General features: G+C 58.5%; 21 protein-coding genes. All 21 read left to right on the forward strand.

Annotated elements, in window-relative coordinates:
• Positions 1 to 81: 81 nt before the first annotated feature.
• The 21 genes from STH12_RS16460 to STH12_RS16560 all read left to right on the forward strand — a co-directional run bounded on the left by STH12_RS16460 (position 82) and on the right by STH12_RS16560 (position 20,718).
• Positions 82 to 762 carry a tetratricopeptide repeat protein gene (locus STH12_RS16460; protein WP_126168552.1) on the forward strand — a complete coding sequence of 227 codons (681 nt, stop codon included), beginning with the start codon at positions 82 to 84 and terminating at the stop codon, positions 760 to 762.
• Positions 763 to 833: 71 nt separating this feature from the next.
• Entirely contained in the window at positions 834 to 1,925 is a 1,092-nt protein-coding gene (locus tag STH12_RS16465) for a sensor histidine kinase (protein WP_126168553.1), read from the forward strand.
• On the forward strand, positions 1,925 to 2,521 hold the full coding sequence (locus STH12_RS16470) for a response regulator transcription factor (RefSeq protein ID WP_126168554.1): 597 nt from the start codon (positions 1,925 to 1,927) through the stop codon (positions 2,519 to 2,521). Before STH12_RS16465 ends, STH12_RS16470 begins: the two co-directional genes overlap by 1 nt.
• A 63-nt stretch (positions 2,522 to 2,584) precedes the next feature.
• The gene (gene recG, locus STH12_RS16475; RefSeq protein ID WP_126168555.1) at positions 2,585 to 4,660 is read left to right on the forward strand and encodes an ATP-dependent DNA helicase RecG; all 2,076 of its coding nucleotides are present in this window, start codon (positions 2,585 to 2,587) and stop codon (positions 4,658 to 4,660) included.
• Between the two features lie 102 nt (positions 4,661 to 4,762).
• Positions 4,763 to 5,638 carry a DUF3014 domain-containing protein gene (locus STH12_RS16480; RefSeq protein WP_126168556.1) on the forward strand — a complete coding sequence of 292 codons (876 nt, stop codon included), beginning with the start codon at positions 4,763 to 4,765 and terminating at the stop codon, positions 5,636 to 5,638.
• Between the two features lie 210 nt (positions 5,639 to 5,848).
• Positions 5,849 to 6,553 (forward strand): beta-ketoacyl synthase chain length factor, encoded by a 705-nt coding sequence (locus tag STH12_RS16485; protein WP_164551232.1) that lies wholly within the window; start codon positions 5,849 to 5,851, stop codon positions 6,551 to 6,553.
• The gene (locus tag STH12_RS16490; protein ID WP_126168557.1) at positions 6,546 to 7,373 is read left to right on the forward strand and encodes a lysophospholipid acyltransferase family protein; all 828 of its coding nucleotides are present in this window, start codon (positions 6,546 to 6,548) and stop codon (positions 7,371 to 7,373) included. The genes STH12_RS16485 and STH12_RS16490 overlap by 8 nt, the downstream gene beginning before the upstream one ends.
• Positions 7,370 to 7,630 carry a phosphopantetheine-binding protein gene (locus STH12_RS16495; protein WP_011761486.1) on the forward strand — a complete coding sequence of 87 codons (261 nt, stop codon included), beginning with the start codon at positions 7,370 to 7,372 and terminating at the stop codon, positions 7,628 to 7,630. The genes STH12_RS16490 and STH12_RS16495 overlap by 4 nt, the downstream gene beginning before the upstream one ends.
• Before the next feature lie 4 nt (positions 7,631 to 7,634).
• On the forward strand, positions 7,635 to 7,883 hold the full coding sequence (locus STH12_RS16500; protein WP_126168558.1) for an acyl carrier protein: 249 nt from the start codon (positions 7,635 to 7,637) through the stop codon (positions 7,881 to 7,883).
• Positions 7,883 to 8,431 (forward strand): COG4648 family protein, encoded by a 549-nt coding sequence (locus STH12_RS16505; RefSeq protein ID WP_126168559.1) that lies wholly within the window; start codon positions 7,883 to 7,885, stop codon positions 8,429 to 8,431. The genes STH12_RS16500 and STH12_RS16505 overlap by 1 nt, the downstream gene beginning before the upstream one ends.
• 18 nt (positions 8,432 to 8,449) lie before the next feature.
• Positions 8,450 to 9,814, forward strand: coding sequence for an AMP-binding protein (locus STH12_RS16510; RefSeq protein ID WP_126169564.1), 1,365 nt, complete (start codon positions 8,450 to 8,452; stop codon positions 9,812 to 9,814).
• Positions 9,807 to 10,169 carry an ApeI family dehydratase gene (locus STH12_RS16515; protein WP_126168560.1) on the forward strand — a complete coding sequence of 121 codons (363 nt, stop codon included), beginning with the start codon at positions 9,807 to 9,809 and terminating at the stop codon, positions 10,167 to 10,169. Before STH12_RS16510 ends, STH12_RS16515 begins: the two co-directional genes overlap by 8 nt.
• Positions 10,169 to 11,827, forward strand: coding sequence for a glycosyltransferase family 2 protein (locus tag STH12_RS16520; RefSeq protein WP_126168561.1), 1,659 nt, complete (start codon positions 10,169 to 10,171; stop codon positions 11,825 to 11,827). The genes STH12_RS16515 and STH12_RS16520 overlap by 1 nt, the downstream gene beginning before the upstream one ends.
• Positions 11,828 to 11,863: 36 nt before the next feature.
• The gene (locus tag STH12_RS16525) at positions 11,864 to 13,420 is read left to right on the forward strand and encodes an HAL/PAL/TAL family ammonia-lyase (protein WP_126168562.1); all 1,557 of its coding nucleotides are present in this window, start codon (positions 11,864 to 11,866) and stop codon (positions 13,418 to 13,420) included.
• Positions 13,417 to 13,848, forward strand: a complete 432-nt coding sequence (locus STH12_RS16530; RefSeq protein ID WP_126168563.1) for an acyl-CoA thioesterase — start codon at positions 13,417 to 13,419, stop codon at positions 13,846 to 13,848. Before STH12_RS16525 ends, STH12_RS16530 begins: the two co-directional genes overlap by 4 nt.
• A gap of 54 nt (positions 13,849 to 13,902) precedes the next feature.
• A complete protein-coding gene (locus tag STH12_RS16535) occupies positions 13,903 to 14,622 on the forward strand; it encodes an outer membrane lipoprotein carrier protein LolA (RefSeq protein ID WP_126168564.1) in 720 nt (239 codons plus the stop codon).
• Between the two features lie 5 nt (positions 14,623 to 14,627).
• The gene (locus tag STH12_RS16540) at positions 14,628 to 17,027 is read left to right on the forward strand and encodes an MMPL family transporter (protein ID WP_126168565.1); all 2,400 of its coding nucleotides are present in this window, start codon (positions 14,628 to 14,630) and stop codon (positions 17,025 to 17,027) included.
• Positions 17,028 to 18,302: an NAD(P)/FAD-dependent oxidoreductase gene (locus tag STH12_RS16545; protein ID WP_126168566.1), complete on the forward strand. Its 1,275-nt coding sequence runs from the start codon at positions 17,028 to 17,030 to the stop codon at positions 18,300 to 18,302.
• Positions 18,302 to 18,949 (forward strand): DUF3261 domain-containing protein, encoded by a 648-nt coding sequence (locus tag STH12_RS16550; RefSeq protein WP_164551233.1) that lies wholly within the window; start codon positions 18,302 to 18,304, stop codon positions 18,947 to 18,949. Before STH12_RS16545 ends, STH12_RS16550 begins: the two co-directional genes overlap by 1 nt.
• Positions 18,950 to 18,989: 40 nt before the next feature.
• Complete coding sequence (locus STH12_RS16555; protein ID WP_126169565.1) at positions 18,990 to 20,222, forward strand: beta-ketoacyl-[acyl-carrier-protein] synthase family protein; 1,233 nt, start codon at positions 18,990 to 18,992, stop codon at positions 20,220 to 20,222.
• Positions 20,215 to 20,718: a hotdog family protein gene (locus tag STH12_RS16560; protein ID WP_126168568.1), complete on the forward strand. Its 504-nt coding sequence runs from the start codon at positions 20,215 to 20,217 to the stop codon at positions 20,716 to 20,718. The genes STH12_RS16555 and STH12_RS16560 overlap by 8 nt, the downstream gene beginning before the upstream one ends.

Genomic DNA, 20,718 nt, shown 5'->3' on the forward strand with positions numbered 1-20,718 from the left:
TTTGTGCCTGAACAAGCCAGCCTTGAAAACCGATACTGGCCTCACCTGAACGGCAGGTTATCAATCAACAAGGAACGGGTTATGAAAACACTTATCATCGCACTGGGGCTGACCCTGTCACCCATCATCAACGCGGCCAGCATCGACGATATCGATATGGCCATGAATCAAATGGACCTCAAGGCCCTTGGCGAACTCACCCAGCAGAGTCAGGGTTACACCAAAGCCTATGGCGCCTACCGTCAGGCAGTGGCTGCCGGGGTGATGGGGCAAAAAGCGCTGCAAATCTCAGCAGCCGCTGAGGCAGCCTCGATACTGGAATCGAGCAAATTTGCCGCAGATGCCGAAGCCAAAGCCTTACTCGCAGCTGTTTACGGGGTACAAATCGGCGCCAGTCCAAAATTGGGAGCCAGCCTCGGCGCCAAAATTGCGACGCTGATGCAGCAGGCCGCCACATTGGCACCCAATAATCCCAGAGTCGCGCTGATTGCGGGCATCAATGCCTTCTACACTCCGGTCGCTTTTGGCGGCGGCGAGCAAAAGGCGCTTGAGGCCATCGCCTTTGCCATTGATGGGTTTAAAGCCCCTTGCAGCGATATCTGCTGGGGCGAAGCAGAAGCCTATACCTGGCGAGGCCTGGTGCATCAGCAGCAAGGCGACCTCACCGCAGCAACGGCCGACTGGCAGCAGGCACTGACGGTTGACGCCAACTATGGCTGGGCCAACTACCTGCTCGAAAGCGTCGGCAACGCGCCGCAATAAGCTGGCGCTTGCCACCAATTTACAAGCTCAGGTAAAGCCGTCATCATGACGGCCTTGCCCAAGGAGCGGACATGAAAGATCCCAACGCACTCGAAACCCGACTGGCCAAGTACTATCTGGCCAATCTGGTGTTTTACTTTCTGCCACTGGTGCTGTCCAAGGCATCCGGTTTGGATGTGGGTGTCAGCCTGGCACTGCTTATCCCCTTCCTTTATGGCTATTTCGGCGCCTACCGCGCCAGCGCAGTCAACGCCTGGAAACCCATCGCCCTGATGGCCCTTTGCGGCATAGTCGCTACCCCTTTCAACAGCGGCTCCATTTCGCTGTTTACCTTCGCGGGCTTCTTTATCGGTTTCTTTTACCGCGGCCCGGGCTACTTTATCTGGCTTGCCTGCCTGTGCAGCCTGATGCTTGGCCTCAACCTGCTGCTTAAATTTCCCGGCTATAACTTTGCCCTGTTTGGCAGCGCACTCACTGTTGGTATCAGCCTGTTTGGGGTCGCCGAAGCCAAGCGGCAAGCAGCCAAACGTGCCATGGCTCAAAGCGATACCGAAATTCGCCGCCTTGCCAGCGCACTGGAGCGCGAGCGCATTGCCCGGGATCTGCACGACATCATGGGCCACCATCTGGCGTCCATTGCACTGAAAGCCGACCTGGCATCGCGGCTGCTTGGCAAGGGCGATCAGGATGCCTGCCGCAAAGAGCTGGACGACCTCAATCAGATTGCCCGCGACAGCCTGGCGCAAATCCGTGCCGCCGTTGGTCAATACAAGCGCAAAGACATTGCCGATATTCTTAATGAGCTGGGCCAGCGGCTCAGGGAAAAGGGCCTTGGGGTCAGTATTGAGGGCGAGCTGCCAGCGCTGCCGGTGCCGCTGGAGCGCGAGCTGGGCCTGATGCTGACCGAACTTATCAGCAACATTTTGCGCCACAGCCAGGCGCAGCACTGCTGGCTTAGCAGCAGCCTCAGCGACCAAGGCCTGACACTGCAAGTCAAAGACGATGGCAAGGCCAGCAAGATCACCGAAGGCAATGGCATTAAAGGGATTCGCGAGCGGCTCGCCGCCGTAGAGGGCAAGCTGCAACTCGACAACCAGCATGGCTTCTGTGCCACTATTTTCCTGCCCGCCAAAGCGTTACTGAGCAATCAGGGAGACAACTGATGAACATCCTGCTCGCCGAAGACCAAACCATGGTGCGAAGCGCCCTGGCAGCACTGCTTAAACTCGAAGGCGACGCCGAGGTTACCGAGGCCTGCGATGGCCAACAGGCTCTGAAACTGCTGAAAGAAACCAGCCCGGCACTGCTGCTGACCGACATCGAAATGCCCGGCCACACGGGTATCGAACTGGCGGAGTGGGTACAGGCGAATCGACCCGGACTCAAGGTCATCATCATCACCACCTTTGGCCGCGCCGGGTATATCCGCCGGGCGCTGGAGGCGGGGGTCAGCGGCTTTTTGCTCAAAGATGCCCCCATCGAAGAGCTGCTCGATGCCATCGATAAGGTGATGGCAGGTCGCAAGGTGATAGACCCTGAGCTGGCCATGATGGCACTCGGGGACAAGGACCCGCTCACCGACAAGGAGCGGCGGGCGTTAAGGCTGGCCCAGGAAGGCAAAAGCACCGCCGAAATCGCTGCCAGCCTTTTTATTGCCGAAGGCACGGCACGCAACTACCTGTCAGAAGCCATCAACAAGCTCGGCGCGGCCAATCGGGTCGATGCGGCCCGCATCGCTGCTCAGAAGGGTTGGCTCTAAGTTGCTCCGAAAAGATTCTCTGTTAGTATATGTATAAATTCACAGTAATCCGGTGCCAAGGCATTGCAAAGACTGGATCTTGTTCCCGTAACCGAACTCAAGGGCGTGGCCGCCCGGGTGGCAGAAAAACTCAGTAAACTGGGGGTTAATACCGTCCAGGATTTACTGTTTCATCTGCCGCTGCGTTACGAAGACAGAACCCGCATCTATGCCATCAATGAGCTGATCCCAGGCACCACGGCCACCATCGAAGCCGAAGTCATTTCCAGCCAAATCGTCAATGGTCGCAAGCGCATGCTCACCTGTAATGTGCGCGATGCCAGCGGTGGCCTGACCTTACGTTTTTTCAACTTTTCCATGGCGCAAAAGAACGGCTTGCAGCCGGGAATGATGATCCGTGCCTTTGGGGAAATCCGCACCGGTAAGCATCAGCTGGAAATTATCCATCCGGAATACAAGCTTACCGCACCTGGCGAGTCGCCGAGCCTGGCCGACACCCTGACCCCCATCTACCCAACCACCGAAGGCCTGAAGCAAGCCAGTTGGATAAGGCTCACCGAACAGGCGCTGGAGCAATTGGAAGAAGGCGGTCTGCCGGAGCTGCTGCCCGAGTCGTTGCAGCCCAACCGTTTGAGCCTGGCCGATGCCGTGCGCACCCTGCATAGGCCTCCGGCGGATGCCGAACTGTGGCAGTTGGAGCAAGGCCAGCACCCGGCGCAGCAGCGACTGGTGCAGGAAGAACTGCTGGCCCACAACTTAAGCATGCTGAAGATCCGCGAGCGCAGCAATCAGGACGCCGCCGAGCCACTCGCCGCTACGGGTCAGCTTATCCCCCGCTTTCTTGAGAGCCTGCCATTTGCGCCAACCAATGCCCAGTCACGGGTAGTTGCTGAGATCCATGCCGACATGGCCAAAGCCACTCCCATGATGCGGCTGGTGCAGGGTGACGTGGGCTCGGGCAAAACCCTGGTCGCAGCGCTGTCGGCGCTGGCGGCCATCGAAAATGGCTGTCAGGTCGCCCTGATGGCACCCACAGAACTCCTGGCCGAGCAACACGCCGCCAACTTTGCCCGCTGGTTTGAGCCGCTGGGGCTTAAAGTTGGTTGGCTGGCCGGTAAGCTTAAAGGCAAGGCTCGCGCTCAAACGCTGGAAGATATCGCCTCAGGGGCGGCGCAGATGATAGTGGGCACTCACGCCATTTTTCAGGAGCAGGTGAGTTTTTCCCGACTCGCCCTGACCATCATCGACGAGCAGCACCGTTTTGGCGTACACCAGCGCCTTGGGCTGCGCGAAAAAGGTATTCAGCAGGGCTTTTTCCCCCATCAGCTGATCATGACCGCCACCCCCATCCCCCGCACATTGGCGATGACCGCCTATGCGGATCTCGACACCTCGATTATTGATGAGCTGCCGCCGGGGCGAACCCCCATCACCACGGTTGCCATTCCCGACACCCGCCGCATGGATGTGATTGAACGGGTGCGTCAGGCCGCCTTGCAGGATAAGCGTCAGGCCTACTGGGTATGCACCCTGATTGAAGAGTCGGAAGTACTCGAATGTCAGGCCGCCGAAGACACCGCCGAGGGCCTGAAAGAGGCCCTGCCCGAGCTTGGCATTGGGCTGGTGCATGGCCGTATGAAGGGCGCCGAAAAGCAGGCCATCATGGCCGACTTCAAAGCAGGCAAACTCGATTTACTGGTTGCCACCACGGTTATCGAAGTGGGCGTGGATGTGCCCAACGCCAGTTTGATGATCATCGAAAACCCCGAGCGGCTGGGGCTTGCCCAGCTGCATCAGCTGCGGGGCCGGGTTGGCCGCGGCGCGGTGGCCAGCCACTGCGTGCTGCTGTACAAGGCGCCGCTCAGCTTTACCGCCCAGGCGCGTCTCGGGGTGCTGCGGGAAAGTAACGACGGCTTTGTGATTGCCCAAAAAGATCTGGAGCTTCGTGGTCCCGGCGAAGTGCTGGGTACCCGTCAGACGGGGCTTGCGCAAATGAAAGTGGCCGATTTGGTGCGGGATCAGGCACTTATTCCCCACATCCAGAAACTGGCACGTCATCTGATGAGCCAGGCCCCCGACAATGTGGATGCCATAATCGAGCGCTGGCTTGGCGGCCGCGAACAATACGTACAGGCTTAGTCGTCTGCATTAAATATTGTTTTTGTTCAGCCTTCGGCTATGGACATCGACCGGCGAACTGGGACAATGGGTGTTTTACGGGCAGCAGCACAAGGAGCCAAGATGCAAGTCAATCCCGAAGACAGAATCACCCCGCAGGAAGAAACCTCCCAGCGCAGCAACCGTCTGTCGGCCCTGCTGATCCTGGCCCTGATTGCCATTGCCGCTGGCTTGTGGATGTATTTCACCCGCGCGCCCGAACCGGCTCCGGTGGTGGAAGTGCCCGTGGAGACGCCCGAGCCCGTCACTTTGCCCGCCCAGCCAGCCGAGCCTCAGGAGATAGTCCCCGAGCCGGAAGTCCTGCCCGAACCTGCCACCACAGCGCCAGCCCAGCCTGAGCCTGAAATCGTGGTCGAGCCCATTCCTGAGCTTGCAGACAGCGACGCCTTTGCCACAAAAAAAGCTGTCGACCTTGGCAAGGGCCTGCCTATAGAGCCACTGCTGGCACAGCAGGATTTGGTACGCCAGTTTGTGGTCTTTATGGATAACCTGGCCGAAGGCCAACTGGCCCGCAAACAAAGCCCTGTTAAGGGGCCAGACGCCAAATTCAGCGTCAGCGAAATCACCGCCAAGACCTATCTGAATCCCGACAGCTACAAGCGCTACGACCTGTACGCCAACTACATCGCCAACATGGATGAACAAAAGCTGCTGGAAACCTACGCCCAAATGAGCCCTATGCTGGAGCAGGCGTTCGATGAGCTGGGCTATGACGATATGAGCTTCAAGGAGCGCAGTATCAAGGCCATCGATCAGATGTTGGCGGCGCCCATCATCGAAGCGCCCATCGAGCTGGTAACCTTCAGCGTTAACTACAAGTTTGCCGATCCCAAGCTCGAAGCGCTGCCGCCGGCACAGAAACTGATGATCCGCATGGGCCCGACAAACAGCCGCAAAGTGAAAGCCGCGCTGAAAAAACTGCGGCCATTGTTGCAATAACGCCACCGATTTTAACAGTGTGCCCCCGGATGCCATGCGGTCTCCGGGGGCTTCTGTTATCAAGGTGTTTTGATATAGAATAATCAGTCCAAAAAATGACGGACGGAAAGGCAAACCGCCGCCTGAGAACAAGCCACAACAATACCTGCCCGATGCGGCTAAAGTGATGGATAACTTACGACGCCTGGCTACAGCGTCAGAGGCAATGCAGTGCAATTAACTTTCAGCGTGATGGCGTGGGGCGGATGGTCCCCGGCTTATCAAGACAGGGAAAGCTGGGCCGATTGGCAAAAAACACTCTCTGAACCAAACAGTACTGTGACGCCGGCGCTGCCTCAGGTGCCGGCGATGCAGCGTCGTCGCTTCAGCCGTTTAAGCCGCATGATGCTCGATGTGGCCTTCCAGTGCGAACCCGCCTCCCAATGCCGCAGCGTATTTGCCTCACGCCACGGCGAGCTCAATCGCACCATAGACCTGCTCCACAGCGTCATCATCCGTGAGCCGTTATCTCCCATGGGTTTCAGCCAGTCGGTGCACAATACCGCCAGCGGCCTGTTTGGCATTCTCAGCGAAAACCGCGCCGCCTCGACTTCAGTCGCCGCCGGCACCGAGAGCCTGTCGCAGGCGATGGTGGAAGCCTATGCCCAGCTGTGTGAAGACCCAAGCCCGCTGCTGCTGGTATTTGGTGATGATCCTGTGCCGCCCGTCTATAACGACTACACCGAAGAATTTGAACTGCCACTGGCGCTGGGCATGGTGCTGGCGCCAGTGTCTTGCGGCAAGCCGCAACTAACCTTGTCCAAAGGAGCCGAGCTCGAACCCATGAGCTACGGCCAACTGCTGGCAAGCCTTGCCAAAGGCGAAAACTGTCAGGGCCACCTTTCCGGTTTCGACTGGAGCCTGAGTCATGACTGAGCACACCCAGAAGCTTGCGCGCCGCTCGCCCTGTCAGCACCGACTGACCGGGCTTGCCTATGTGCCGCGCTGGCTGGGTGGCATGCTGTGCTACATCTGTTTTGGCCTCGGCGGCCTGTTAAGCTCGCTGACCATCTTACCGCTGCTGAAATACTGGCCCGGCAAACCCGAGGTTCGCATCAAGCGGGTACAAAAAGCCGTGCACCTGATGTTTCGCGGTTTTGTGCACATGTTGTCGGCGGCGGGTGTGATAAAACTGGAAACCAAAGAGGTGGAGCGGCTCGCCAATGCCGAAGCCATGCTGGTGATTGCCAACCACCCCACCCTGATTGATGTGGTGGTGCTGATAAGCCTGATGCCCAACGCGGGTTGCATCGTAAAGCAGGGGCTTTGGCGCAACCCTTTTATGCGTGGCGTGGTGTCGGCGGCGGGTTATATTCCCAACCGCGGCGCCGAGCTGCTGCTGGATGACTGCCGCGACGTACTCGGCCGCGGCACCAATCTGATTATCTTCCCCGAAGGCACCCGTACCGTGCTTGGCGAGCAGATAAACCCTTTTGCGCGCGGCGCGGCCAATATCGCCCTGCGTACCGGCAGTGACATACTTCCTGTGTTGCTGCACACCAAGCCCCCTGGCCTGACCAAACAGGACCCCTGGTGGGAAATTCCCCGGCGCACTATTGGCATGACGGTAGAGGTAGGAACGCCCATCTCCGCCATGGACTATAAGGCCGAGGAAGGAGGAGATGCCAGGATGGCGCGAATACTGACCAGGGATATGGAAAACTATTATAAACAAAGACTTGAAATAGAATTATGACATTACACGACCAAATCAAACAGCTGATCATCGACTGCCTCGACCTGGAAGACGTGACCATTGCTGACATAGAAACCGATGCGCCTCTGTTCGGCGACGGCCTGGGACTGGACTCCATCGATGCGCTCGAGCTGGGTCTGGCCATTAAAAAGCAATTCGATGTGAAGATTGAAGCCAACTCCGACGCGACCAAGGCTCACTTCTACAGCGTGGCAACCCTTGCCAGCTTTATCGAATCTCAGCGTGGTCAGGAGTAAGGCTATGGACAATCGCGAGCAAATTCTTGAAAAGCTGACCACCATTCTGGTGGACGATTTTGAAATCGACGCCGATGCCATCAGCCTGGAAGCCAACCTGTATCAGGACCTGGATCTGGACAGCATCGATGCGGTGGATCTGGTGATCAAGCTGCAGCAGCTCACCGGCAAAAAGATTAAGCCCGAAGAGTTCAAATCGGTGCGCACCGTAGAAGATGTGGTTAACGCCATCGAGGCGCTGGTTCAGGGCTGATGCGGGTTATTGAGGTATTGACGGCGGCTTTGCTGCTCGTCTACCCGCTGGCGGTTTGGCTGGGGCTGAATTACCTGCCTCCCGGCGTGCTGGCAGGTATGCTGTGTCTGCTGCTATTGCTGCGGTTGGTGTTAAAGCGCCAGCAACTCAAAGCCATGGCACTGCCGCTGCTGGCCGGGGTACTGCTTACCGCCGGCAGCTTGCTGGCCAAACGCCAGGATTGGCTGCTTTACTACCCGATAGTCATTAACCTGACCATGCTCGGGGTGTTCGGCCAGTCACTGCTGCGCGGCCCCAGCATGGTAGAGCGGCTGGCGCGCCTCGGCGAGCCGGACCTGCCCGATGAAGCCATACCTTATCTTCGCAGAGTCACGGCGCTTTGGTGCCTGCTCTTTGTGGTAAACGGCGGCATGGCCTTTTATACCGCCCACTTTACCAGCCTGGAAATCTGGACCCTGTACAACGGCCTGATTGCCTACATTCTGATGGGCATACTGGCTGGCGGGGAGTGGTTGTACCGCACCTTCATTCTGAAAAAAGGTGCCTGACATGTGGATAGCATCGCGATGACGTCTCTGCTCTACAACGCCCTGACACGCGGCCCGGCGGCTCAGCAGCTGATAAGCTTCAATCACCACGATATTCTTACCGGGGCGCTGTTTACCACCCAGGTGCATCATCTGTGGCAAACCCTCAGCCACAAGAGTGAACAGCGCTGGCTGCTCTCAAGTGAAAGCTCTGACTTGTTCGCCATCGGTCTTTGCGCCGGTTTGCTGGCAGGCAAAGAGCTGGTACTGCCATCCAACACCCAAAGCGGCACCTTAAGTCAGCTCACCCAGAATTTCGATGCCGTGCTCTCGGATGTGCCCCTGTGTGAAGGCCACGACTGGGTTGCCCTGAAAAAAGAAACCGCCCAAACACCGGCCGCCTGGCCTGACGCCAAGCCCTGCGGCAGCCTGACCCTTTACACCTCAGGTTCCAGCGGCGAACCCAAGGCGGTAAAAAAGACTCTCGAGCAGCTCGACGCCGAAGTCAGCACCCTCGAGGCCACCTTTGCCGCAGCCCTGCCCCATTGCAGCGTGCTGGCCACCGTCTCCCACCAGCACATCTATGGCCTGCTGTTTAAAATTCTTTGGCCACTGGCCGCTGGACGGCCGTTTTTAAGCGATTTGGTGGAATATCCCGAGACCCTGAGTTACTACACGGCGCTACTGCCAAACCTGTGCCTTATCAGCAGCCCGGCGCAGTTAAGCCGCCTGCCGGATGCACTGGATAACGAGCGTCAGCTGCACTCCCCCAGCCTGGTGTTTTCATCGGGCGGCCCCTTGAGTGAAGACGCTGCCCGCGGCATCCAGAAGGTTTATGGCAGCCTGCCCATCGAGGTCTACGGCAGCACCGAGACCGGCGGCATTGGCTGGCGCAGACAAGCCTCTGCGGCCGAGGCATGGCAGGCCTTTCCCGGTATCGAGATAGCCAGCGCCGACGATGGCGCCCTGCTGCTGCGCTCGCCTTATCTCGACAATCCCGCCGAGACCCTTCGCTGTGAAGATAAAATCGCCATCGATGACAATGGCCGTTTTGTACTGCAGGGCCGGCTGGACCGGATTGTCAAAATTGAAGAAAAGCGCCTGTCGCTGGTGCAGATGGAAGCCCTGCTTGAGAGCCATCCGCTGGTGAGCCGCGCCGCGCTGGTGCTGCTGACCGAGCCACGCACCCAGCTTGGCGCCGTGGTGGAGCTGTCGGATAAAGGCAAGGCACTGCTGGCCGAAGAGGGCAAACTTGCCCTCAACAACCAGTTGAAGGCGCATCTGTTAACCGAATTTGAGCGGGTCACCCTGCCAAGGCGCTGGCGTTACCCCGACGAGCTGCCACTGAATCAACAGGGCAAGCGCGTTCACCAAACTTTGATTGAGCTGTTCATCCATGATTAAGTCATTGCTGCCACAGGTTTTGGCGCGCGAAGAGACAGACACTGAACTGAAACTCAGGCTCGCCATCGATGCTGACCTGCCGTTTTTCGACGGCCACTTCCCGGGGCAAAGCGTACTGCCGGGGGTGACTCAACTCGATTGGGCGGTGCGTTTTGGGTGCGAACATTTTGGTTATGATGCCAGCGTGGCAAGCCTTGAAGTGCTTAAGTTTCAGCAGCTGATGCTGCCCGGCACCGAAGTAGATTTGCTGATAAGCAACAACGCCGCCAAGGGCAAACTCACCTTCGCCTACAGCGATGGCGAGCGCCGCTTCGGCTCAGGCCGGATAGTGATTGCCGCCCACGGGGACTCTTGATGCGCGTCGCTATCGTCATCCCCAATTACAACCACACCCATGCCATCGAGCGCACCCTGGAAACGCTGGAGCCTTTGGGGCTGCCGGTGTTTCTGGTCAACGATGGCAGCAACGAGGCCACCTGCCATCTGCTGATGGCCCTCGATGCCAAATACCCCTGGGTCACCCTGCTCCACCACCCCTTTAACCGGGGCAAGGGCGCGGCGGTAATGACCGGTCTGCGCGCCGCCTACAAAGCAGGCTTTACTCACGCGCTGCAGGTGGATGCCGATGGCCAGCACACCCTCGATGACATTCCAAAACTGTTAAGCGCCGCCAGCGAGCACCCCGAGGCGGTGATCTCGGGACGGCCCCAGTATGACGACTCTGTGCCCAAGGGCCGCCTCTATGGCCGCTACATCACCCATTTTTGGGTGTGGGTCGAGACCCTGAGCTTCGATATTCAGGACAGCATGTGCGGCTTTCGGGTCTATCCACTGGCCGCTACCGAAGCGCTGTTTTTAAGCGAGCAGCTTGGCGAGCGCATGGATTTTGATATCGAAGTGCTGGTGAAGCTCTACTGGCGCGGTGTCGATGTGGTGCATGTGCCCACGGCGGTGATTTACCCCGAGGACGGCGTCAGCCATTTTCAGGGCTTTGCCGACAACGTGCGCATCAGCGCCCTGCACACCAAACTTTTCTTCGGCATGCTCAAACGCCTGCCAAGCCTGCTTGGCCGCGGCAGAAAGCAAGCCCATTGGTCGTCCATCAGCGAGCGGGGCAGCTATTGGGGCATTAAGCTGCTGGCCGAGAGTTACCGCTTCGGCGGCCACTGGCTGTGCCGCGCCATTATGTATCCTGTGATTGCGTACTTCTTTATGACCGGCGGCGCTGCCCGCAAGGCGTCGCTTGAGTTTCTGGAGCGGGTACAGGCGCTGGAGCCAAATCATCCAGCGCTGCAGCCAAAGGTCAGTTGGCACCACAGCCTCAGGCACTTTCTCGCCTTTGGCAATGCCGCCCTTGACCGTATCGATGCCTGGTGCGACCGGATTAAGCTGAGCGAAGTCGATTTCCCCGAGCGGGCGCTGCTGGCAGACATGCTGGAGCGTGGCCAGGGCGGCGTGCTCCTGGTATCACACCTTGGCAACCTCGAGCTTTGCCGCGCCATCTCCATCCACCAGCGCAAAGTCAAAGTGAACGTGATGGTGATGACCGCCAACGCCGAAAACTTTAACAAGGTGCTGAAGCAGTTAAACCCGGACAGCGACCTAAACCTCATTCATATCAATGAGCTGGACCCATCAACTTCTATCATGCTGGCGGACAAAATCGCCGCCGGCGAACTGGTGGTGATAGCCGGGGATCGCACCGCCAGTGGCAATGCAGGCCGCGTTGTCGAAGTGCCCTTCCTTGGCGAAACCGCGCCTTTCCCACAAGGGCCCTTTATTCTGGCAAGCCTGCTGGACTGCCCGGTATTTCTGATGTTTTGCCTGCGGGAGCAGGGCCGTTACCGGGTGCATGTGGAGCCCTTTGCCGACACCCTCAAGGGCCCCAGAGCCGGCAGAAGTGAACGTATTCAAAACGCGGTGGTGCGCTACGCCGAAAGGCTTGAGCACTACGCCCGCAAAGAGCCACTGCAGTGGTTCAACTTTTTCGATTTTTGGCGCCGCGGCCAATGAGGCTTTGGCCCGGGCAGACGCCACAGGAACGGTGAAATGACTAACCAATCAACTGAAATGAAAGAGACTGTTAAGTTTGGCTACGGCGCCCTGACCATAGAGCAGGTCGTTGCCATCGCCAAAGGCGCCAGGGTTGAACTGAGACGCGACCAGGAATACGTGGAATACATCCAGCGCGGCGCCCGCTTTATCGACAGCCTGCTGGCCGAAGAAGGTGTGGTGTACGGCGTAACCACGGGTTACGGCGACTCCTGTACTGTGACTGTAGGGCTGGATCTGGTGCACGAACTGCCGCTGCACCTGTCGCGCTTCCATGGCTGCGGCATGGGCCGCGAGCTTACGCCAATGCAGTCCCGCGCCGTGATGGCCTGCCGCCTGAATTCACTTGCCATCGGCAAGTCCGGCGTCAGTTTTGAGCTATTGGAGCGCATCGAAACCCTGATTAATGAAGACATCTGCCCGGTTATCCCTGAAGAAGGCTCGGTGGGCGCCAGCGGCGACTTAACACCACTTTCTTACCTCGCCGGAGTGCTGATTGGCGAGCGCGACGTGATTTATCGCGGCGAACGTGTGCCCAGCAGTGAGGTGTTCCAGAAGCTTAATATCACCCCATTGAAGCTGCGCCCGAAAGAGGGCCTGGCGCTGATGAACGGCACCGCGGTGATGACGGCGCTGGCGTGCCTTGCCTTTGATAGAGCCGACTACCTGACCCGGCTGTCGTCACGCATTACCGCCATGGCATCCTTGACCCTCAAGGGCAACTCCAACCATTTCGACGATATTCTGTTTGCCGCCAAGCCCCATCCGGGCCAAAGCCAGGTAGCCACCTGGATCCGTGACGACCTCAATCACCACGAGCATCCACGCAACTCCGACCGGCTGCAGGACAGATACTCCATCCGCTGCGCGCCCCACATCATCGGCGTGTTGGCCGACGCCCAGCCAATGCTGCGCCAGTTTATTGAGAACGAACTCAACAGCGCCAACGACAACCCGATTGTCGACGGCGAAGGCGAGCACATTCTCCACGGCGGCCACTTCTACGGCGGCCATATCGCCTTTGCCATGGACAGCCTCAAGAATCTGGTGGCGAACATTAGCGATCTGATTGACCGCCAGATGGCGCTGGTGATGGACCCCAAGTTTAACAATGGCTTGCCAGCGAATCTCTCAGGCGCCGAAGGTGCCCGCCGCCCCATCAACCACGGCTTCAAGGCGGTGCAGATTGGCGTGTCGGCCTGGACCGCCGAAGCGCTCAAGCTGACCATGCCCGCCAGCGTGTTCTCCCGCTCCACCGAGTGCCACAATCAGGACAAAGTCAGCATGGGTACCATTGCTGCCCGCGACTGTTTGCGGGTGCTGGAGCTGACCGAACAGGTGGCCGCAGCTGCATTGCTCGCCATGGCCCAGGGCATGCGCCTGCGCATCCGCCAGGGTGAGCTGTGTGAGTCGTCACTTACCGCTTCCGTGGCCAAGACCCTGGCGCAGGTCAGCGAGGCTTGCCCGCTGGTGACCGAAGACAGACCACTCGAAGCCACTCTGCGCCAGACGCTGGCACGCATTCAGGCCGCCGAGTGGGAGGTGTGCCGATGAAATCTCTGCTTCACGCCGAGACGGAAATCATCATTCCCTTCCACGATGTGGATCCGATGCAGATCACCTGGCACGGTAACTACTTGCGTTACTTCGAAATTGTCCGCTGTGAACTTCTGGACAAACTCGACTACAACTACCGCCAGATGCAGGAATCCGGCTTTGCCTGGCCGATAGTGGATGTGCAGATAAAGTATGTTCGCAGCAGCACCTTCGGGCAGAAAATTCGCGTCAGCGCCGATCTGGTGGAATGGGAAAACCGCTTACGGATTAACTATCAGGTACGTGATGCCGAAAGTGGCGAGCGGCTTACCAAGGGCTACACCATTCAGGCCGCAGTGGACATGAGCAATAACGAACTCTGTTTCGTTACGCCCGAGGTGTTTCAGGCCAAAATTCGCCCACTGCTGGGCGAAGCAGGCGCCTGAGCTTCGGCTGAAGCTCGCCATAATGTTTAACGCTGAGCGCATAAAGAGGTATCTATGGGGCTGATTGTTAAGTTTTGCGTTGGAATACTGGCATCCGTGCTGGTCTGGCAGCCAGTGCAGGCAGAAGACACTGCCCAGAACACCGACGTCAATCTCGGGGCACTCAGCACGGCCCTCAAGCCACAGGGCGCGGTGCGCGGCGAGTTTGAGCAGACCCGCACCCTCAAGGCGTTAAAGCGGCCGCTGCTCAGCCGGGGCAGTTTCGTGTTTTCACCCGAGCAGGGGCTGATGTGGGCACAAAGCCAGCCCTTTGAAAATTTACTGATTTTAAGCGAAACCCGCATGCTGAGCCGCGACAGTGAAGGTCTGTGGCAACAGACCGAGGTGGATGCCAAGGCGGGCCCGGCCACCCTGATGCCCATGCTGGTCAAAGCGATGATGGGCGGCGATATGGCCACATTGGAGCAGCATTTTTCGCTCACCTTAAACGTGACAGACAATCGCTGGCAACTAAGCCTCACCCCAAAAGACAGTGACATCAAGGCGCTGTTTGCCGCCATTGAGCTTGAAGGCAGTTTTGCCAACGAGGCAAGCCCTGACGGTGCCGAGACTCGTACAAACAAGGCCAGCACAAACAAGGCCAGCACAGACCGGCTGAAACTTATCAGCCCCAATGGCGATATCAGCGATATTCACTTCAGCAAGCAGCAAAGCGGGCCGCTGTCGGAGCAAGAGCTACAGGCTTTTAGACCGCAAATTGAGTCGGGGCAATAAGTTAGATGGCGCTTGGGGGAAGCAAAATCACAGATAAGCCACAGAATGCAGGCCGCGCAGGGCTGAGGCTCGTTCTTTGGCTATTACTGCTCACCGCAGCCGTCGTTTTCGGCGTTAAAGCCCTCAAAGAGAGGGATGTGGTCGAAACCGACATTCTCGCCATGCTGCCCCATTTGCAGCAGGATGCCCTGACCAGCCGCGCACTGGACAGTCTCGAGACCCGCCTAGCCAACGAAAGCTATCTGGTGCTGACAGGCGAAGACAAAGCTGAAACCATCGAAGCCGCCAAGGCCATGATGGCCGAACTTGCAGGCTCCCCCGAGTTCGCATCGGTACGCAGCGGCAGCGAACTCGACCCCAAAGAAATTTACCGGCTCTACTTTCCGGCTCGTTTTAATCTACTGACCGAGTCACAACGCACCCTGCTGGAAAACGGCAAGCTCGATGTGCTCATCAAGCAGGCTGAAGTTGCCCTCTACAGCGCCTTCGGTTTTGCCGGCAGCGAGCTTATCAGCGAAGACCCCTTGTTGCTGTTTCCGGCGCTGATGCAAGGCTTTGGCAAGGGCCATCGCCTCGCTGAAGAAGACGGCATCTTGCTTGGAAACTCAGGCGGCCAAACTGCCGCCATCATCATGACCAAGGGCAAAGACAGCGTATTCAGCCCCAAGGCGCAGGAAGCCCAAATCAGCGCCATCAATGCCGCCTTCACTAAGGTAAACCAGGGCAAGCAACTGAGCCTGCTTAAGGCCGGCGCCCTGTTTCATGCCCTTGAGGCCACCCAAAGCGCCAAGGCCGAGGTATCTCTGATTGGCTCACTGTCGCTGGCCGGTGTTGTGCTGCTGGTGCTGCTGAGCTTCCGCTCACTGATGCCGCTGCTGATGGCAAGCCTTACCCTTGCCAGCGCCATGCTGAGCGCCAGTCTGTTCACCATCCTGATTTTCGGCAAATTACACCTGCTCACGTTGGTGTTTGGCACCTCGTTGATTGGCATTGCCATCGACTACAGCTTCCATTTTTATGCCGAGCGCATCGGCCGCGATGAGCGTGCAGGCCAAACGCTGAGCCGCATTCTGCCAGCACTGACGCTGGCACTGACCACCAGCGTGCTCGCCTATATGGCACTGGGCTTCACCCCCTTTCCGGGCATGCAGCAGGTAGCGGCCTTTTGCGGCGGCGGTTTGATTGGCGCTTACCTCACCCTGTATCTCGCCTATCCGGCACTGGCGGGTAGCCGTATTCAGGGTTCAGGTTCGGCCATCAAGCTCGCCTCTCGTTTTCTTTCACCGTTCGAAGCCACAGGCCCCAAAGCGCTGGCCGTGGCAGGCCTGTTCATCCTTATTGTGAGCGCCGCAGGGCTTGGCAAGCTGCAAACCCGCGATGATATCCGCAGCCTGCAGCAGGGCTCGGACGCGCTGATGGCCGAAGAAGCCAAAGTTCGAACCCTGCTCTCGGGCGGAGTGGATAATCAGTTTTTACTGGTACGGGCCGAGTCGATGCAGGCGCTGCTCGAAAGACTCGAAGCCCTCGCGCCAGTGCTCGCTCAGGCCGAAAAAGACCAGCTGCTGCAAAGCCATGTGAACCTTGCCGATTACCTGCCATCCAGGGCGCGGCAGCTGGAGGACTATCGCCTGCAGCAGCAAATTTATGGCCCAAGGCTTGGCGACATAGTTGCGCGTTTGGGGCTTGAGCCTGAACTCGAAGCAGAGCTTCGGGCCAAATACCAGGCCGGTGCCCAAACGCCCATCGAAGCGGATGCTTTTTTTGCCACTGCGCTGGGGGCGAGCCTCAAGCCGCTGCTGCTTGAGCCCACTGCGACAGATGCCAACGCTCCCGAATCAGCGACCCAGGAATGGGGCGCCATGGTGCTGCTTGGCGGCATTCAGAACTTACCGACACTTAACCAAGCGGTAGCGACTCTGCCGGGGGTAACCCTGGTGGATAAGGTGGGCGATATCTCCAAACTGATGGGAGAGTATCGCCAAACCACCCTGTGGCTGCTGGCGCTGGCACTCTTAATCGCCTTTGGGGTATTTGCCCTGCGCCACCCCTGGAAACTTGCCGCTGCCATGGTGGCGGTACCAGCGCTGGCGGCGCTGCTCAGCCTGTCGCTGCTGGGGCTGCTGGGCTCGCCACTGACGCTGTTCCATGCGCTGGCGCTGCTGCTGGTATTTGGCATAGGCGTCGATTACAGCCTGTTTTTCGCCAAAGATGAAAACCGGGAGGATGGCCACAGAGTCATGCTGGCGGTGCTGTTGTCAGCCAGCTCCACCACCCTCGCCTTTGGTCTGCTGGCACTCAGTAACACCCCGGCAATACACTATTTTGGCCTCACGCTGGCCCTCGGGATTGGCTTTACCCTGCTGCTCTCGCCCCTCATTCACACGTTTAAAAGGAAACTGAACTAGATGCACTCTGGAAATAGCAAGCCCCTCGATATGGCTGTGGATGTTGTGATTATCGGCGCGGGCCCCTCCGGCGCTATTGCCGCCAGCCTGCTGCACAAGGCCGGTAAACGGGTGCTGGTGCTGGAGCGGCAACACTTCCCGCGCTTTTCCATCGGCGAGAGCCTGCTGCCCTGCTGCATGAACTTTATCGAAGAGGCCGGCATGCTGGAGGCGGTCAATGCCGCCGGTTTCCAATTCAAGAATGGCGCGGCATTCCGTCGCAATGGTGCCTACACCACCTTCGACTTTACCGACAAGTTCACCGCTGGCCATGGCACCACCTTCCAGGTGCAGCGCGGCAACTTCGACAAGCTGCTGGCCGATACAGCGGAGGCTCAGGGCGTGGAAATCCGCTACGGCCACACGGTTGAGCGTATCAACATCAGTGGCAAGCCAAGCCTCTTTGTCAGCTCTGAAGCAGGCGACAGCTATCAGGTCGAAGCCGAATTTATGTTGGATGCCAGTGGTTTTGGCCGGGTGCTGCCACGGCTTTTGGATCTGGAGCGCCCCTCCAATCTGCCGTCACGGATGGCGATTTTTACCCACGTCGAAGACAATATCAGCGATGCCAGCTTCGACCGTAATAAGATTCTGATAAGCGTCCACCCAGAACACAAAGACATCTGGTATTGGCTGATCCCGTTCAGCAATGGCCGCTGCTCCCTGGGTGTCGTAGCCGAGCCCCATCTGCTGGCACGTCTTGATGGCAGCCTGGAAGACAAACTGATTCAGGTGGTGCGCGAAGAGCCGGGCCTTAAAGCGCTGCTTAAAGATGCGGTGGTGGTTCAGCAGTGCGCCGAACTTAAAGGCTATTCGGCCAATGTGAGCCAGCTTGCCAGCGACAAGTTCGCCCTTTTGGGCAACGCAGGTGAGTTCCTCGACCCTGTGTTCTCCTCCGGGGTGACCATTGCCATGCAGTCCGCCTCTCTCGCTGCCCGCACCTTGCTCAAGCAACTGAATGGCGAACAGGTCGACTGGGACAGCGAATATGCCAAGCCACTGATGACGGGCGTGAACTGTTTCCGCACCTATGTGCAGGCCTGGTACGAAGGCACCTTCCAGGAAGTGATCTTCTTTGAAAATCCCAATCCCACCATCAAGCAAATGATCTGCTCCATCCTCGCCGGATACGCATGGGATACGGAAAACCCCTTCGTGAAAGAATCGCAAAGGCGCCTGAATATGGTGGTAGAATTGTGCCGCGAGGCCAAGGCCGACGCTCAAGGGATGGCGTGATGATACAACGACTTTTGCTGACATTTTTCGTGCTCTTGGTCACCAGCGGCTGCACCCAGCTGCTGCTGCGCCAAACCTGTGTTGGCTTATCCAGGGACGTGAATTATTGCCTGGCACCACTGCCGGTACCTGCGAAAGCGCTGCGGGAGACAACCGATGCCCCAAAGCCGCAGCGGGCAGCGAAGGCACCAAACACGCCCACCCCAGAGAGCCGGAGCCAAACCCAGAAAGTCAGCATTGATATTGACGGCAAGCGTCATGAACTCTTGAGCGAGCTTGAGCTCAACCAGCAGCAGCTGTCTGTGGTGGGCCTGGCGCCGCTGGGTCAGCCGCTGTTTGACGTTCGCTTCGATGGCAACAGCCTTGCCAGTGAGCAAAGCGTGCTGCTTGGCGAGAATTTTCGCGCCGAATATTTGGTGGCGCTGCTGCAACTGATTTATTGGCCCGAGGGTCAAATCAATGCGGCACTGGCCGGTGGTCAGGTGCAGGAGCAAGCCTGCGAGCAGCGCCGTTGTCGCAGCCTGACGTCCGCCGATGAAGGCGAGCTGGTGCACATCAGTTACAGTCATCCAGACCCCTGGCGCGCCCGGATCACCCTGAATATTCCGGCGGCCAAACTGACGCTGAAAATCACGCCGCTGGCGTAACGCAAGCCCCTTGCATAAGAGGTTCGATGAACCAGAGGGAATGGGGCAGGATTTAGGAAGCACGAGATTGACCAAGATAGCCATTACCGACACAGGTTTTTGTACGCCGCTGGGTGCGGCTGCCACTGAGATCCTGCCTAGGCTGCTCGCCGGTGACAGCTCCGCCATGGTGCAAAGCGGCGAGCTGCTGGCGTCGGGCGCCACCCTGGTGGGTGAAGTCAGCACCCCGCTGCCGGCCATTCCGACGAACATGGCCAAGTTTGATTGTCGCAACAATCAGTTACTGCTAAGCGCCGCCGAGCAGATCGCGCCCACAGTTGCCCGGGCTATCGCCAGTTTCGGCAAAGATCGCATCGGCGTGGTGCTCGGCACCTCCACCTCCGGCATTGCCAAGGGCGAAGAGGCCCTGGCCTACCACGCCGAGCACGGTGAGTTCCCCGCCGATTATCATTACTTTCAGCAGGAGCTTGGCAGCACCAGCGACTTTCTGCGCCAGTACTTTGAACTCGATGGCCCCTGCTACACACTCTCTACCGCCTGCTCATCCAGCGCCAAGGTGTTTGCCAGCGCCAAGCGATTACTCAATGCCAAGCTGTGCGACATGGTGATTGTGGGCGGCGTCGATAGTCTCTGTCGCCTCACAGTTAACGGCTTCGATGCGCTGGAGTCTGTCTCCAAAGGCCACTGCAATCCCTTCAGTGCCAATCGCGATGGCATCAACATAGGTGAAGGCGCGGCGCTGTTTACCCTGGTTCGCGGCGACGGCCCGGTTTTGCTCAGCGGCTGCGGCGAGTCCGGCGATGCCCATCATATTTCAGCGCCTCATCCAGAAGGACGCGGCGCCATCGATGCCATGGGCGCAGCGCTCAAAGACGCAGGACTTAAGCCATCCGACATCGATTACATTAACCTGCACGGCACAGCTACGCCGAAAAATGACGCCATGGAGAGCCGCGCGGTTTGTGCCGTATTTGAAGGCCATTTGCCTCCCTGCAGCTCCACCAAGCCGCTTACCGGCCATGCCCTCGGCGCCGCCGGTGCCATTGAAGCGGCCTTTTGCGTGCTGCTGTTAAGCGAAGGCAATCGCAGCCTGCCACCTCAGGTGTGGGACGGCATAGCCGACACCAACGACCCACAGCTGCCACTGGTGCCTATGCCTTCCAGCAAAAACCAGGCTGTCCAAGGCCCCATTCGCCATGTGATGAGCAACTCCTTTGCCTTTGGCGGCAGCAATGCCAGTTTGATTTTCAGCCGTGGAGGTCAGCATGACTGACAAGCTTTGGGATGGCGCGCCGCTTTCCAGCATAGACGTGGAAACCTTTTTGCCCCATCGCCGCCCCATGGTGCTGATTGACGAGGTGCTGGAGCACGGTCACGATAGCCTGCTCACCGCCACCCATATCAGCAACGCGAGCCCCTATTTTAATGAGGCACTGGGCGGCGTGCCCAACTATGTGGGCATAGAGTATATGGCCCAGAGCATTGCGGCGCTCGCCGGGGTCGAAGCCACCCTGCGCGGCGAACCCATTCAGGTTGGTTTTTTGCTGGGGTCGCGCAAGCTGTCCATGCCGCTTGCGGTGTTTGCCAAAGGTGAAACTTACACCACTGAAGTGAAACGCCTTTATCAGGAAGACACCGGCCTTGCGGTATTCGACTGCCGCATTTTCCACGGCGCAACGCAAGTCGCCGAGGCCAACGTCAATGTGTTCCAGCCTCAGGACACAGACGCCTATATTCGTGAGAGCCAAGGCTCATCCACCAGTATCTAG

The organism is Shewanella khirikhana (genome assembly GCF_003957745.1).
GTDB lineage: Bacteria > Pseudomonadota > Gammaproteobacteria > Enterobacterales > Shewanellaceae > Shewanella > Shewanella khirikhana.